This window comes from Vulcanisaeta sp. JCM 16161, from assembly GCF_001316285.1.
This window is the reverse complement of record NZ_BBDO01000001.1, coordinates 359,820-373,593: the sequence shown is the minus strand read 5'-3', so window position 1 is coordinate 373,593 and position 13,774 is coordinate 359,820. Positions and strand designations below refer to the sequence as shown.

At 46.5% G+C, this 13,774-nt stretch carries 15 protein-coding genes and 3 pseudogenes; 10 read left to right on the top strand and 8 right to left on the bottom strand.

All coding sequences use genetic code 11. From position 1 onward, the window contains the following. The first annotated feature begins 15 nt into the window (after positions 1–15). A complete protein-coding gene (locus JCM16161_RS02215) occupies positions 16–1,080 on the top strand; it encodes a radical SAM protein (RefSeq protein WP_054854838.1) in 1,065 nt (354 codons plus the stop codon). A gap of 152 nt (positions 1,081–1,232) precedes the next feature. Continuing rightward, entirely contained in the window at positions 1,233–1,955 is a 723-nt protein-coding gene (locus tag JCM16161_RS02210) for an SDR family oxidoreductase (RefSeq protein ID WP_243668618.1), read from the top strand. Positions 1,956–1,971: 16 nt separating this feature from the next. Here the strand turns inward: JCM16161_RS02210 and JCM16161_RS14185 are convergent, their stop codons facing one another. The 4 genes and pseudogenes from JCM16161_RS14185 to JCM16161_RS14180 form a co-directional block, all read right to left on the bottom strand. Next, complete coding sequence (locus JCM16161_RS14185; protein ID WP_243668718.1) at positions 1,972–2,157, bottom strand: hypothetical protein; 186 nt, start codon at positions 2,155–2,157, stop codon at positions 1,972–1,974. Beyond that, a pseudogene (locus JCM16161_RS02205) lies at positions 2,073–2,638 on the bottom strand (thiaminase II). Before JCM16161_RS02205 ends, JCM16161_RS14185 begins: the two are co-directional and overlap by 85 nt. Before the next feature lie 33 nt (positions 2,639–2,671). Next, positions 2,672–4,159: a DNA topoisomerase gene (locus tag JCM16161_RS02200; RefSeq protein ID WP_243668616.1), complete on the bottom strand. Its 1,488-nt coding sequence runs from the start codon at positions 4,157–4,159 to the stop codon at positions 2,672–2,674. Positions 4,160–4,170: 11 nt separating this feature from the next. Beyond that, positions 4,171–4,527, bottom strand: a complete 357-nt coding sequence (locus JCM16161_RS14180; RefSeq protein WP_243668614.1) for a toprim domain-containing protein — start codon at positions 4,525–4,527, stop codon at positions 4,171–4,173. A 76-nt stretch (positions 4,528–4,603) separates the two neighbouring features. Between JCM16161_RS14180 and JCM16161_RS02195 the strand changes: the two genes are divergently transcribed. Then, positions 4,604–5,308 (top strand): hypothetical protein, encoded by a 705-nt coding sequence (locus tag JCM16161_RS02195; protein ID WP_054854837.1) that lies wholly within the window; start codon positions 4,604–4,606, stop codon positions 5,306–5,308. Here the strand turns inward: JCM16161_RS02195 and JCM16161_RS02190 are convergent. Then, the gene (locus tag JCM16161_RS02190) at positions 5,295–7,172 is read right to left on the bottom strand and encodes an ATP-dependent DNA helicase (RefSeq protein WP_054854836.1); all 1,878 of its coding nucleotides are present in this window, start codon (positions 7,170–7,172) and stop codon (positions 5,295–5,297) included. The genes JCM16161_RS02195 and JCM16161_RS02190 overlap by 14 nt on opposite strands. Before the next feature lie 113 nt (positions 7,173–7,285). Here JCM16161_RS02190 and JCM16161_RS02185 point away from each other — a divergent pair. The 3 genes and pseudogenes from JCM16161_RS02185 to JCM16161_RS02180 all read left to right on the top strand — a co-directional run bounded on the left by JCM16161_RS02185 (position 7,286) and on the right by JCM16161_RS02180 (position 9,600). Continuing rightward, a pseudogene (locus JCM16161_RS02185) lies at positions 7,286–8,808 on the top strand (tRNA uridine(34) 5-carboxymethylaminomethyl modification radical SAM/GNAT enzyme Elp3). Between the two features lies 1 nt (position 8,809). Continuing rightward, positions 8,810–9,022, top strand: coding sequence for a hypothetical protein (locus JCM16161_RS14175; RefSeq protein WP_243668612.1), 213 nt, complete (start codon positions 8,810–8,812; stop codon positions 9,020–9,022). Continuing rightward, a complete protein-coding gene (locus JCM16161_RS02180; protein ID WP_243668610.1) occupies positions 9,019–9,600 on the top strand; it encodes a carbon-nitrogen hydrolase family protein in 582 nt (193 codons plus the stop codon). Before JCM16161_RS14175 ends, JCM16161_RS02180 begins: the two co-directional genes overlap by 4 nt. On the opposite strand, the pseudogene JCM16161_RS02175 reads toward JCM16161_RS02180, so the two are convergent. Then, a pseudogene (locus JCM16161_RS02175) lies at positions 9,597–10,825 on the bottom strand (acyl-CoA dehydrogenase family protein). The gene JCM16161_RS02180 and the pseudogene JCM16161_RS02175 sit on opposite strands and share 4 nt — an antisense overlap. A gap of 77 nt (positions 10,826–10,902) precedes the next feature. Between JCM16161_RS02175 and JCM16161_RS14170 the strand changes: the two are divergent. Together JCM16161_RS14170 and JCM16161_RS14165 are read left to right on the top strand one after the other, a co-directional pair. Then, positions 10,903–11,556 carry a VIT1/CCC1 family protein gene (locus JCM16161_RS14170; RefSeq protein WP_243668608.1) on the top strand — a complete coding sequence of 218 codons (654 nt, stop codon included), beginning with the start codon at positions 10,903–10,905 and terminating at the stop codon, positions 11,554–11,556. Beyond that, the gene (locus JCM16161_RS14165; protein WP_243668606.1) at positions 11,505–12,032 is read left to right on the top strand and encodes a VIT1/CCC1 transporter family protein; all 528 of its coding nucleotides are present in this window, start codon (positions 11,505–11,507) and stop codon (positions 12,030–12,032) included. The genes JCM16161_RS14170 and JCM16161_RS14165 overlap by 52 nt, the downstream gene beginning before the upstream one ends. On the opposite strand, the gene JCM16161_RS02165 is transcribed toward JCM16161_RS14165, so the two are convergent. Then, the gene (locus JCM16161_RS02165; protein ID WP_054854835.1) at positions 12,029–12,421 is read right to left on the bottom strand and encodes a hypothetical protein; all 393 of its coding nucleotides are present in this window, start codon (positions 12,419–12,421) and stop codon (positions 12,029–12,031) included. The two genes, JCM16161_RS14165 and JCM16161_RS02165, sit on opposite strands and share 4 nt — an antisense overlap. Then, complete coding sequence (locus JCM16161_RS14160) at positions 12,405–12,557, bottom strand: hypothetical protein (RefSeq protein WP_243668604.1); 153 nt, start codon at positions 12,555–12,557, stop codon at positions 12,405–12,407. Before JCM16161_RS14160 ends, JCM16161_RS02165 begins: the two co-directional genes overlap by 17 nt. Positions 12,558–12,740: 183 nt before the next feature. Here JCM16161_RS14160 and JCM16161_RS14155 point away from each other — a divergent pair, with 183 nt between their 5' ends. Next, the gene (locus JCM16161_RS14155) at positions 12,741–13,289 is read left to right on the top strand and encodes an ATP-binding protein (RefSeq protein ID WP_243668706.1); all 549 of its coding nucleotides are present in this window, start codon (positions 12,741–12,743) and stop codon (positions 13,287–13,289) included. A 123-nt stretch (positions 13,290–13,412) separates the two neighbouring features. After that, the gene (locus JCM16161_RS02155) at positions 13,413–13,745 is read left to right on the top strand and encodes an ATP-binding protein (protein WP_054854833.1); all 333 of its coding nucleotides are present in this window, start codon (positions 13,413–13,415) and stop codon (positions 13,743–13,745) included. Positions 13,746–13,774 lie beyond the last annotated feature (29 nt).

The window sequence follows — 13,774 nt, the reverse complement described above, 5'->3', positions numbered from 1 at the left end:
TTACGTTGAGGTGATATGTGGAGGGGGAGTATTAATGAGATTGAGAGGATTAGGAAAATAATTAGAATAGGGAGGGACACGCCGCAAATCGGTGCACTAGCCTTCGGCGTGGTTGATAGGGGTACGAACATAATCGAGGTCAGGCCAACAACGCTATGCCCATTATCCTGCATATACTGCTCCGTTAATGCTGGTCCAAGGTCAACGAATAGGTGGGCGGAGTTCATCGACGATCCAGAGGCATTGCTCATGGCATTGGAGGAAGTCGTTAGGTTTAAGGGTATGAAGGATATTGAGGTTCATATTGACGGCATGGGCGAGCCTGGCGTTTATCCCTACCTAGTTAACCTTATTCGCGGTATTAAGGCGATTGACGGTGTTTCAACAGTATCAATGCAGACCCGGCTATACATGTTTACTAAGGAGGAGCTTAAGGAACTAGCCCAGGCCGGTTTGGATAGGATAAACCTGAGCATTGATACATTAAACCCTGAATTGGCTAGGAAGATAAGTGGTGCGCCGTGGTACGATGTAGACCATGTTAAGGAATTAGTAGTACAGGCACTTGAACTTGGGATTAACGTGATAGCATCCCCCGTCTGGTTACCTGGTATTAATGATAATGATATGGTCGAGATCGTTAAGTGGGCTAAGGAGGTTGGGCTGGGCAGGGGTGAATTACCACCGGTTCTTATTCAGAAGTATATACCGCATAAGAGGGGTAGGAAGGTCAGGGTTAGGGTTATGACCTGGCAGGAATTTTGGGATAGAATTAAGAAGCTTGAGGGCGAGTTGGGAGTTAAATTAACGGCGACTAATGAGGAATTAAATATACATAGGGCTCCTAAATTGCCGAAGCCCTACAATACCAATGAGGAGGTTAGGGTTAAGATAATTGGCAGGGGGATAATTAGGGGTGAGTTCTTGGGCGTTATATTGCCCCTGAGAAATACGGCTATATATGATAGGGTCATCACGGTAATTGCGGATCCCCGTATGGAGAGTATACTCGTTGGGAATCAGGTTAGGGTTAAAATAATTGAGAATGACGATAACATATATATTGGTAGGCTCATTTAAGAATTATTTATTACTATATTTAATTATATATTTATAAATTGAGACAATTTGAGTAATACTTAATTCACCTTATACTTTGTCTTGTTTGGTATGGGTAGGGTTGCTGTTGTTAGTGGTTCTGGTCGTGGTATTGGTAGGCTATTGCCGTTAGGTTGGCTAGGGATGGTTTTCGTGTTGTTGTTAATTATAAGAGGCATGATGAGGAGGGTGAGGAGACCATGAGGTTGATTAAGGGTGTTGGTGGTGAGGCTATTATGGTTAAGGCTGATGTGGCGACTGCGGAGGGCGCTAAGGCAATCGTTGATGAGGCTGTTAGGCAGTGGGGCTCTGTTGATGTTGTCGTTAATAATGCCGGCCTCGGCATAATGAGGCCCTTTGTGGATATTGATGAGGGTTTGTGGGACAAGATAATAAACACGAACCTTAAGTCGGCCTACCTATTGACTAAATTCGCCGTGCCATACATGATTAGGAATAATTGGGGTAGGGTCATAAACATGAGCTCCATCGAGGGCATAATGGGCGCAGCCTACAATGTGCCCTATGCAACGGCGAAGGCCGCCTTGATAGGATTCACGAAGGCCCTGGCCGCGGAGCTGGCGCCTTATGGAATAACCGTCAACGCAATAGCCCCTGGCCTTGTTAGGACTAAGATGGGTATGAGCCTACTCCAAGTACTTAATGTTAGGGAGGAGGATTGGGTAAAGACGGGGACGCTCACGGGGAGGATTATCGAGCCTGAGGAGGTTGCGGAACTAGTGGCGTTCCTAGTGAGTGACTCGGCAAAGAACATAACTGGGCAAGTCTTCATAATAGACGCAGGAACAACAATACTACCAGCGGCGAGGCACCTATCAAATATGCCCAGGGAGTGAACTTATTAAAAACTAATCATAATACCCATTGCTCCTGCCTATATGCCATGTCCCAGAATAGGTACTCGTAAACGCTGGCCTGTCTAAATATGCTCAACAACCTATCGAAGTCCCTCATTAGGTAATCACTGGCTTCATCAATGATAGCCCTAAGCCCATCAACAATACCCGCGTATTCAGGGTTAGGTAAACCAAGGCCCAATCCCTGTAAACCTTAACGGGGTTACTATTCAACTTATTGGCATGATATCTCGCAATCTCTAGGTACGTCCAGTAACACGGCAGTATCGCCACTAGGCCCTCGTATGGATTACCTAGGGCACACGTGTTAGTAGGAAGTTCATGTACGCAGTGTTTGTGGGGCTGGGCCTCACCTTAATGACGTCACTAATGCTTAGTCCAAGGGCATTAAGCAATTTATTGTAATTCTCAAGCTCAGTGGTCACATCGGCCAGTGCCAGCTCAAGTACCCTCCTCATGACTGTGGGATTCTCAAACTTAGATGCTATTAATGCTTGGCACCTCGTTAGTGTTATTAGGTAATTATAGTCCTGAGTAATGTAGAACCTAAATTTCTCAAGCGGTAATGAACCACTAAATAGTTCGGTAACGAATGGGTGATTTATTATTTTACGCCAAACATCGTCTGATTGATTCCTGAGAAGTTCGGTAATGCTACCCATTATTTCACATATTACAGTACCTAGATTAAAGCGTTATGAGGCCTTACCGCCCGCGCCCCTCCTAGTCCTGTTTAATGAGTTCCTCAACGCCTTTATAAGTTCCATAGCAACCTCACTCTGCCTATTCACGAACTTCTCATAAATCTTCCTAGCCTCACTCTTGAATGTGAATAATACATCACCAGGCTTTAATGAACCACTCGTTATCTCCATTAAGGCCTTCTCCATGCGTGATCTAAACCATGGATCGATGAGCTCATTGCCGGTCTTACTGAGTACGCTTATCACAGCTCTACCCAATGGTGTTGGTATGCACTGTCTATTCCTGATCCTGAAGTATCCGCGAATAACGTTGGTATGTATGTGGTCCTGCATTGTTGCGTCAGTACCAATGCCGTACTTCTTCATTAACCTAAGTAGCTCTGACTCGGAGAGGTAGGGTGGCGGCTCGGTTTCCCTTTCCTCAATCCAGGCCTTAATAATGTTTAATTCATCACCGGTCCTTACCCTTGGTAATACCTTCTCGCTTGGGCTTTCAAATGGATATATTGCTAGGTAGCCCTTATCAAGTATTTTCAAGCCATCTGCACTGAACCTATGTCCTGATATGTCAACAACTATTTTCTGTCTCTCAACACGTGCGGGCAGACTCAACGTTGCCAGGAAGTGCCTGACTACTAAGTCGTAGATCTTCCAATACTTCTCGTTCTTAAAATACCTGAGTATCTCCTGCCTTATGGCGCCTCTTGTTGGGTATATTGGTGGGTGTGCGCCGTCATTACTGTCGCCACGTGTTGGTTTAATGTTCATGCCCAGCAAGGCCTTTGCGTAATCGCCATGTTCTCCATGCGTTAGCTCAAGGAGTACCTGCCTAAGGCTTAGTGTTGGTGGGTAAATCGTGGTCTCGGTTCTCGGGTATGAGATGTACCCGTGCCTATAGAGCTCCTCGGCAATGTCAAGGGTCGCCTTAGGCCTGATATTAAGGAACCTACTGGCTCTCCTCTCAAGTTCTATCGTATCTAATGGAATTGGCGGTTCCATGAAATCCTCCCTATAATTAGCAATAATTACCCTAGCCTTGACCCCACTCCTCACTAGGCCTAGCACCTTCTCCGCCTCCTGCCTATCCTTAAAGGTGCCCTCATGATTGAGTGTTACCTTTGTTCCATCAACATCAACCATTATGCGAAGCATATAGTACTTTTCAGGTTTGAAATTCTCCCTCTCAATTGCTCTCTGCACAACTAGGTTAAGTACGGGTGTTTGACATGGACCATAACTAAGGAAGCTACCTCTAGCCAGTGCATTCCTATCAGCCCTCTCGACACTCAGCGTCAACGCCCTCGTGAATACAGCACCCAACGTTAAGTCCAGCATCATCCTAGTGAAGACCCTCTTAGCCAATCCTGGGTTTAGGCTCATTGGTGAGTTAAAGGCCTCGATAATGTCGCTCCTAGTTACTGCTGAAAACAAAACCCTTCTGAATATTGCCCTTGGGTTTACATTCCTTATCACAAACATGGCCTCATAGGCTATGGCCTCACCCTCAGAATCGGCATCAAGGCTAAATAAACAATGTTTGCACCTGCCCCTAAACGCAATAACGCCCTCGCATAGTTTATGGTATCCTCCCTAATCACGAGCATTGGCTCTACATCGAATAACTTCGACGGCTCAACCGAGTGCCAATTATTTAATTCCTCGGGAAAGTCCACATCCATTATGTGGCCCTTAAGACCAATACTAGCCCACTGCTCATCACCTCTCGTGAACCAGTACGTCTTAATACCATAAACCTTCCTAATACTTATGCTACCCTGAGCTAAGTACTTAGCGATTGCCCTAGCCACCGAGTCCTTCTCAGCAACCACCAGTGAATCAATAGTCATTAACCCTACACCAACTCTTTTTCGAAACATTTATTAACTTATTAATTAATAAGCATAGCAACAAATGGTGTTGTGAATGAGCGAGAAGAAACCGGAAGAGAAACAAGCCAGGAGACCACCCTACCAGCAATACCCAACATACCCACCTCCACCGCCACCACCACAAATGCCGCCCCCACCTCCACCCCAATACAGGCCTCCTCCACCACTGCCATACTCACAGCCATACCAACCCCCACCACAGCCACCCCCAAGGCAGGTGCCGGTTACTAGGCCTGCAGTTCAGCAACCAAGGATTGAGGAGTTAACGCCAAGCTTGAGTAGACTCGTGCTTTACCTAGGCATACCATTGGCATTAATAGCCATAGTTTTCGTAATAACGGCTATTGCCCTATTCCCAACCACAAGTGACGCTTATGTCCCATACTCCTCAATAGCATTCATGGCATCCTTAATAACTGTAGCCGCCGCATTAATCATAAGCTTCATAGCCATGTACCAAATAGCCATGGGCCTCGATAGAAGGTTCGAATACCTGGTAAGGATGATGAGGCAGCAATCATCTACGACCCAGGCAGTAGCGACAGCCACACCAACAACTCCGCAATACTTACCTCAGCCGCAGCAGGGCCCTGAAAGGATACTGGCGCCTGCACCGAGACCACCGCAGGTAAAGCCGCAGCAGGTCCAGCAACCTCAACAACAGACCGCGCAGGAGGAGGGCATCGGTGAGGAACAGCAACAGCAGGAGGGCACTGAGGAGGGCCTTAGTGAGGAATGAGGTTAAAGTTTGAAATCTCATTAATTAATTCATTCTCGTCAACAACTTGGTACTTACCAAAGTAATCCTCAAAGATCTTCGCCAACCTAGCCTCCCTAAATCTACGATCCATGAGTATTACCAAGGCCTTATCGCTCTCCGACCTAAAGGCCCTACCAACCGCCTGCTTAATCCTAACAATGGCGGGCCATTGATATGTCAACTCCCAGGCCAGTCTCCTGTCGTTTAACCTAGCCGCCAGTATTTCCATGACATCATCGAGATAATCATTCGGTTCTGGGTATGGAACGCCAACAATTATTATGAGACCGAGTAGGTTCTCAGACCCGAGCCTATACTCAACACCCTCAACAAGTTTCCCGCCTGCCACAGCCATTATGAGCTTTTTACGGTCATTCCTTAAATCCTTAATTAAATCGTCAATTGATGTACTGCCAAGTTCCATTATGTACTTAACGCCTGGATTTAGGTACTTCCTAACGGACTTAAGTACGGTGTATGACGGGAATATCGATAGTATTGCCTTATCAAGCGCATATGCTTGATAAATCCTGCTCAGTATATCGGCGATTTTAGCGTACTCCTCCTCATCCCTCTCCACGTACCTCGTGGTTACCCCATCATAAACTAATACGCCGTAGTTCTCAGGCCTCACATAATCCCTAAAGCTAATCCTGTACTCCACAATACCCCTACTTATGCCGAGCATGCTTGTTACGTAATCCCTCGGCGGTAATGTACCACTCATGAGAACCACACCATTTGCCTCATTAATCACGGAACTACTCACCACTGACGGATCAACGCACTTATAAACTAGGGATACGCCCTGCTCATCCCTAGCTAGGAATACGCTGAATCCGCTCACCTTATTCAATATTGCTCTATGAAAATCCAGTAATCGGGAGAGCGGTGTGTATGGTATTGGTAAACCGGCGCTCCTCTTTTTCCTGATTATTTCGTAGTAGGAATCCGTTATTGCTTGAAAGTCCTCGAAGAATTGAAGCACGTCTCCCAACTCCAGGGATACCATCGTCTCCTCCTCGAGGACCTTACCCAGCTTAACCATGTATGTTTGAAGGCCCCTCAATATCTTGATCGCCCTATTCCTCAGCTCCTCCTCATCAATCAACTTCTTAACTTCACTAATTGATGCAATAACCGAGGTTAGGGGTAGGTCAATACTATTTAAACCACTTATCGCATCCGGCAGGTTGTGCGCCTCATCTATTATTAGTACGGAATTCCTAATATCAAGATTTATAGTTTCAGGCCTATTAATACTGAATATGTAGTAATAAGTCATTATGCCTACCCTAGCCCTCTCCAGGTACATTCTAGAAATCTCGTAGGGACAGACATTGAGTGCGCATAGGGTTGATACATACTCATTCACATTACCTGCCTCATCAATTACGTGAAGCATTAAGTCATTAAGATTAACCCTCCTAATGTTGGAGTAATATGGGCACTCACCACTAGACCTCAGGAATTTGCACTCCTCAAGAAATTCCTCATACGGCAACTTACGCGTGCTGGTCATGCAACACATATCTGGTCTATTCCTAATTACTGCGAAATTAACATCAACACCCCTATCCCTCAACCTACGTAACTCCCTAATCGGTGCCTGGGCCTCGTTCTTCGTTCTAATTAGGAACAAAACCTTAACATTACTCTCCTCAGCATAAGCCAACGATGCCGCCAGCGCGCTTGCAGTCTTGCCTACGCCTGTTGGTGCCTCGATAAGCGCTACCTTACCGCTCGATAATGCATCGTATATGCTCTTGGCTATCTCCCATTGATACCTCCTAAACGTGTCATACGGGAAGTACCTCCTAATTAATGCCTCAATTCCCGACACTAGTGTATCAATAATTTAAGGCGCCTCTTGATTTAAAAACCTATGATGTGACCACCCACTGAATTACTCACTAAAGCGTTTTAAAGACCCATAAAGGATCATAACTCTGAATAATGAATAGCGCCAACGCATTACTAAATAGGTTAAAACCAACTAGGACGATATCCGGGGTAGTCCCAATCGCGATAATGGTTGAACCTGTGGCATGCCCATTCAACTGCACATACTGTCCCGGTGGGAAAAGCACGAATACTCCGAAGAGCTACCTCCCTGACTCGCCTGTGGTTCTCCGTGCCGCGCCACTTGCGTATGATCCGTATAGGCAGGTAGTGGCTAGGATAAGGCAGTACGAAGCCCTTCATCACCCGGTATCTAAGGTTGAGTTAATAGTAATGGGTGGTACAGTGACGTCATTACCAGAGTCATACTTAACGTGGTTTATCGGTAATGCATTCAAAGCCATTAATGATTACCCATTCATTAATTCGGGATCCATAGATAATCCAGACGTTGAGTATGAGCATAGGCGTAATGAGAAGGCTAAGATTAGGGTTGTAGCCCTTGAACTGGAGACGAGACCTGACTTTGCAAGGCCGAGACACATAGACCTAATGCTTAAGCTTGGCTTTACTAGGGTTGAGGTCGGTGTTCAATCTATATACGACGATGTTTTAAGGAGGGTCAGGAGAGGCCACGGTGTTAAGGAGGTGATTGAGGCGACGCAGTACCTGAAGGACGCGGCATATAAGGTTTGTTACCACATAATGCCTGGGCTCCCTGCTCGACGCCGGATAGGGATCTCGAGATGGTAAAGACGATATTTAGCGACTCAAGCTTCATGCCTGACTGTGTTAAGGTTTACCCAACCTTTGTTGTTAAGGGCACGGAATTATACGAGGAGTGGTTGAAGGGCCTATATAGGAGCTATGATGAGGAGACCTGGCATTGGCTTTTGGCTAATATCATGGCGTCAATACCCAGGTGGGTCAGGGTCATGAGGTTTGGTAGGGACATACCGCTTCACTGGGTTGTTGATGGGCCAAGGATAGGTAACATGAGGGAGGTGGTGCTTAGGGACATGGAGGGGCTAGGCCTTAAGTGTGTGGAGATTAGGTGTCGTGAGGTTGGCCATAAGTACATAAAGAGGGGTTTAGTACCAACACCCAGGAAGTTAATGATTAATAGGATTGATTACGATGCATCCGGCGGTCATGAGGTTTTCCTGGAGGTGATTGATGAGGATGATACACTCTATGGGATACTAAGGCTTAGGATACCAAGTGATAATGCCCATAGGCCCGAGATTAGGATTGGGAGGGCTGCATTAATTAGGGAGTTGCATGTTTATGGACCTGAACTACCGATTGGTAGTAGAGCGACAGACCTATTTTGGTGGCAGCATCGCGGTATTGGTAGGGCATTAATGGCTAGGGCTGAGCACATAGCGCTTGAGGAGTTCAATGCCTATAGGATGTTCGTTATATCAGGTGTCGGTGTTAGGGAGTACTATAGGATGCTTGGTTATAGGAAGTACCCAGGTAGCTTCTACATGTTTAAGGACCTTAGGAAATCAGTACTAACCGAGAATGACATAAACGAGGCATTCTTGAGCGATGAAAAACTGATAACGGGTTAATATGGACAAAATTAGGCTATCACTGGCCCAAACCAGGAGGTTTAGCAATTATAGTGATGGTATTACGTGGTTGAGGACTCAGGTCAGAGGCCTTGACACAGACTTAATAGTGTTACCTGAAAATTGGGTTGGGACGAGAGTACTCAGTAATGAGGAGTTTAATGAGTTTGTAGAAATGCTTAGGGTCATCGCTGAGGGCGTTAATGCCTGGTGATTGGTGGTGCTGTCTATGTGAATATTAATGGCAAAAACGTTAGTGTATGTCCGATGGTCAGTGAGAAGGGCTTAATCAATTACTCAGAGAAGATATACCCGTCAAGAGCAACTGGTGAGAGAATGGGGATAAGCAGTGGTAATAGACTTGGGATTGTTGATGTTAATGGCTGGCGCGTTGGCTGCATCATATGCGTTGATGCGATGTACCCAGAATTACCCAGGTTGTTGGCGAGGCACGGTGTGGACATAATAATTAACCCCAGCAGTATAAGCGTTGATAGGGTGCCCCTATGGAGAAGCCTAGGCCTAATCAGGGCCTTTGAGAACTCGGCATACTTTGCATCAGCCATGGGCACGGGGTATAAGTACCCAGACGGTCGTGACGTGCTCGGCGGCAGCTTCGTAGCCTCACCCAACGGTGAGTTCATTTTAACGGTCGACCTCGGCAATGAGGGATTATTCACGGCGATTATTGATTATAACGAAATAGAGTATGCACGTTCCAGAAGGGGGTACGTTGATGATCTCAGAAATAATTCCTTAAGTAATATTTTAGTGAGCATTACTAATGCCTAAGTCACCGCCTTAGCAACATCCTGACTTACAACACCCTTCTTAGCCAGCGTCCTTATCAACTGCCTAAAGGCCACAAGCCTCTGAATGTTATTGGCACCCTCATAGATCTCCGTTATCTTAACATCCCTAAGGAACCTCTCAATACCGGTCTCATGGATGACGCCGATGCCTCCATGAACATCAATAGCCCTGGAAATTATCCTCTCGGCGGTTTCCGTCGCATAGAACTTCGCCAGACTAGCCACGTACTTAAACTCCTCCCTACCCTGGTCAGCCAAGTAGGCTGCTAGGTACGTTAGGTACCTGGCGGTCATTAACTCAGCCATCATCTCGGCAAGGCTAAATTGAATGGCCTCAAAGCTGGCTAGGTACTGGCCAAAGGCGGTGCGCTGAAGCGAGTATTGAAAGGCCTTCTCAAAGGCTGCCTGGGCCATTCCAAGTGCCTGGGCCGCAACCCCAACCCTGGTCCTATCATAGGTCTCCATGGCTATTATGAAGCCCATTCCGACCTCACCAACCCTATTCTCATCAGGAACCTCCACATCATCTAGTATGACCTCCATCGCATGGCTACCCCTCAAACCCCTCTTCTCAAACTTGGCGCCGATCTTGAGACCTGGTGTACCCTTCTCAACTATGAAGGCTGTTATCCCAAACCAACGCCTATTTGGTTGCGGCTCACTGGTTCTTGCGAAGACCATTATGTAATCAGCAATGTCGGCATTACTAATGAAGATCTTCCTACCATTAATAACCCACCTATCGCCCCTCTTAACGGCCCTCGTTTGAATCCCCGCAACGTCACTACCACAGCATGGCTCCGTCATAGCATGAGCACCAAAGGCCTCACCCCTGGCTATCGGTGGTATGTACTTCCTCCTCAATTCATCACTGCCAAATAAGAGGAGCGGTATTGTGAATAGGTCATTGGTGCCACGAATGACTGCGAGGGTGGTGCTACCCTGCTCAACTCCTCCATTAGTATTACAGCCGATATTGTGTCACCACCCTGCCCACCAAGGCTCTCATCAATGCCGATACCCCATAAACCCTGCTCCCCAAGTTTCCTTAGGACGTCCCTGGGAACCTCATCCTTATCATCAAACTCAAGTGCGTATGGGGCGACCTCCCTCTCGAGAAACTCCCTGATGCTTTTCCTCAGCATTTCATGCTCGGGCTTGAATATTAATTGGTAATCCTGGAGACTATCGAGTGGGAACACCATACGAATAATAGCCCTGGCCTTACTTTATAAGTTATCCTAGAATATAGATTTAATAAGTCAGGCTACATATGTAAGTTATGATGGAACTCAAGCTTAGTAAGGATGAAATCATTGAGAATTATAGAGATGAGTTAACGGATGCGGAGATCTACGCAGCGCTCGCTAAAGTAGAGAGCGATGATAAGCTTAGGAAGGAGTTACTGAAGTTGTCACAGTACGAAGTTAGTCATGCCGAATTCTGGAGGTTTATTGCTAACCAAGCAGGCATTGATGTCAGTGGGGTGAGGCCGTCGAGGTTCTCGGTATCGTTCTCAGTACTAATTAGGAGACTACTTGGCCTTGGCTTTCTCGTCAAGCTAAGGGAGAGTGCCGAGGTTGAGGCTATCAAGAGGTATGGTGAGATGGTTAGGAAGAAGGCGCTCAGTCCATATACCGATAGACTTAGGGAGATACTACTTGACGAGGTTTCCCATGAGGAGGTATTTAAGGAGGAGGAGTCGAAGTTCGAGGCATTTATTGATAACATCAGGGATGCCATGTACGGAATGAGTGACGGACTAGTGGAGGTATTGGCTGCAGTGGCTGGCTTGGCCCCCGTAGTCACTAACCCCATGCTCATAACATTGGCCGGCCTAATAGTTGGTACGGCGGGCACCCTATCAATGGCCGTGGGCGCTACATGTCGACGAAGGCCCAGAGGGATATTAGGGAAACAATGCTTTCGAAGATAGACATAGAGCTTGAGAGCCTGGGTATGGAGGATAGGACGAGGAGGGTTAAGGACGCCCTAAGTAAGATGGGTATTGACGAGAAGACAGCCAGTGAAATAGCCCCCACCCTATCGACTGACGTAAGCATTAGTAAGAAGATAACCGAGGTGAGCGAGGTGGGTCTGTCGGAGGAGGCCCTTGAAAGCCCTGGAAGGTCAGCCCTATACACGGGCATCTTCTACCTAGTAGGCGCGCTCCTCGTCATTGCGCCATTCCCACTGCTTGGCTACGTAATTGGTAACGTAGGCTCACTATACATATCGATAGTGCTTGTGGCCCTAGCACAGGCCATAAGCGGCCTATTAACGGCAATATCGGGAAGTGGCCGTATAGCCCATACGATGGCCATGAACATAGCACTATCCCTAGGCGCAGCCGCAGCCACATACACGATAGGCACAATAGCCCACCAACTACTGCACATAGCAATAACCTAATCAGGCGTGCATGAGGTCCTAAAGACCCTTCCTAACTCATCCCTAAAGTACCAAATGCCGTTACTCGCGTCAATAATCACTATGCCTAACTCCGTTAAAGCCTTATCACTAAGGATTACGTAATCCACAGACTCAGAAGCAATGGGTATTAACCTAACGATGGGCGTATCTCTATCGTTAACCAACACCCTAACACTGACACTCTCCCTAAAACGATATATTGGGGCAACTCCTGAGGCCGTACGTATGGCATAAACCTCAGTACCACCCAATAGGTTAAGCCCAAGCCTCTGGGCAACGTTGATAGGCATTAGTATGTCAGGTCCTAAACCTTCAAACCCAGTATTGGCTAGGGCGCAGGTGATGACTTCGTTATTCTCCCTTCTCATTACGATCCTTAACCAGGTGGTCATTCCTCCTCAAGCCCTTGACATACTCATCATAAGTCCCTAAATAAGCAATGTACCTAATATAACCAACGAAGCCCTTAACCTCAAGCTTGGGAAGCTCCCTCTTACCGCTCATCTACCTGCACCAAGGTACTACTGGATGAGGATATTTAAAACTGATCCATTTAGGTCAGGGATTTAAGCACCTCTGTGTATAATACACAAGGGTGGGTATTCCACGTTATTCGATATAGAGCCAAAAACGAGGAGGGAGGACCTCTTCGGAAGAGATAACGAGGTAAATAGTATCCTAAATTTCATAAGGGGTAGGTCAAGGTTCCTCGCAATATACGGAATTAGGCGTGTCGGCAAGACATCGGTACTTAGGGTCGCCCTAAATGAAGCAAACATACCGTATTGCTACATTGACGCTAGGGCTCTTGAGAATGACTTCACGAAAAGGAGATTCTACCAATTAATATCGAATTGCCTAACTGAGTTATCCATTAGGTGGCGTCTTGAAAATGCCATTAGGAATATCGCGAAGATTATTCGAGGCATAAACGTATTCGGTAGTGGCATTGAACTTAATATTGAGGTTGATTGGAGGAGCGTTTACTTGACAGACTTACTAAATGCCTTATCCAAAAACCTGGACCAAGTAGTAATAGCGATAGACGAGGCCCAAGTACTTAGGATGTTAAAGGGATTTGGCAAGGTTGACCTCACGCAAATACTTGCCTACACATATGATAACCTAGGCAATATTAAGGTGATATTAACAGGCTCCGAAGTTGGACTACTGCACGACTTCCTAGGGCTCGAAAACCCCAAGTCACCACTTACGGGAGATTCATCGAGGAACTAACAATAGCCCCATTCAATAAAGACGCATCAATCAATTCCTAATAACAGGCTTTAGGCAATACGGAATCGAAATAACAATGGGCGAAGTACTCGATGCTGTTGATAAGCTCGATGGTATCGTGGGGTGGTTAACATACTACGCAATGCCAGGGTACGCGGGATAACCAACATCAACGAAATATATAGGAGGGCCATGGAACTCGTTAATGATGAACTAAGGTCATTATTGGGTAGGTCCACGTACTATGGATTAGTACTTGAGGCAATAGCCAGGGGTAAGAGGCGATTTAACGAAATTAGGGAATACATAGCATTAAGGCTCAATAAGTATGTGGCACCAGGCGAAGTCGAGAGAGTACTAAACAACCTCATGAAAATGAGCATAATAAGTAGGGTCTCTCACGGCGAATACGAGATAGCTGACCCAATAGTAAGGATGAAATTCAGCCAGGTTTAACCGCTAAATGCCTCGCCATGGAGCCGTAA

Bases quoted from the DNA above. Each gene is read 5' to 3' on its own strand.
- JCM16161_RS02215 (WP_054854838.1), top strand. From the start codon at position 16: ATGTGGAGGGGGAGTATTAATGAGATTGAGAGGATTAGGAAAATAATT.
- JCM16161_RS02200 (WP_243668616.1), bottom strand. From the start codon at position 4,159: ATGTTTGTGATAAGGAATGTAAACCCAAGGGCAATATTCAGAAGGGTT.
- JCM16161_RS14180 (WP_243668614.1), bottom strand. From the start codon at position 4,527: ATGACTATTGATTCACTGGTGGTTGCTGAGAAGGACTCGGTGGCTAGG.
- JCM16161_RS02195 (WP_054854837.1), top strand. From the start codon at position 4,604: ATGAGCGAGAAGAAACCGGAAGAGAAACAAGCCAGGAGACCACCCTAC.
- JCM16161_RS14175 (WP_243668612.1), top strand. From the start codon at position 8,810: ATGGACAAAATTAGGCTATCACTGGCCCAAACCAGGAGGTTTAGCAAT.
- JCM16161_RS14170 (WP_243668608.1), top strand. From the start codon at position 10,903: ATGATGGAACTCAAGCTTAGTAAGGATGAAATCATTGAGAATTATAGA.
- JCM16161_RS14165 (WP_243668606.1), top strand. From the start codon at position 11,505: ATGTCGACGAAGGCCCAGAGGGATATTAGGGAAACAATGCTTTCGAAG.
- JCM16161_RS02165 (WP_054854835.1), bottom strand. From the start codon at position 12,421: ATGAGAAGGGAGAATAACGAAGTCATCACCTGCGCCCTAGCCAATACT.
- JCM16161_RS14160 (WP_243668604.1), bottom strand. From the start codon at position 12,557: ATGAGCGGTAAGAGGGAGCTTCCCAAGCTTGAGGTTAAGGGCTTCGTT.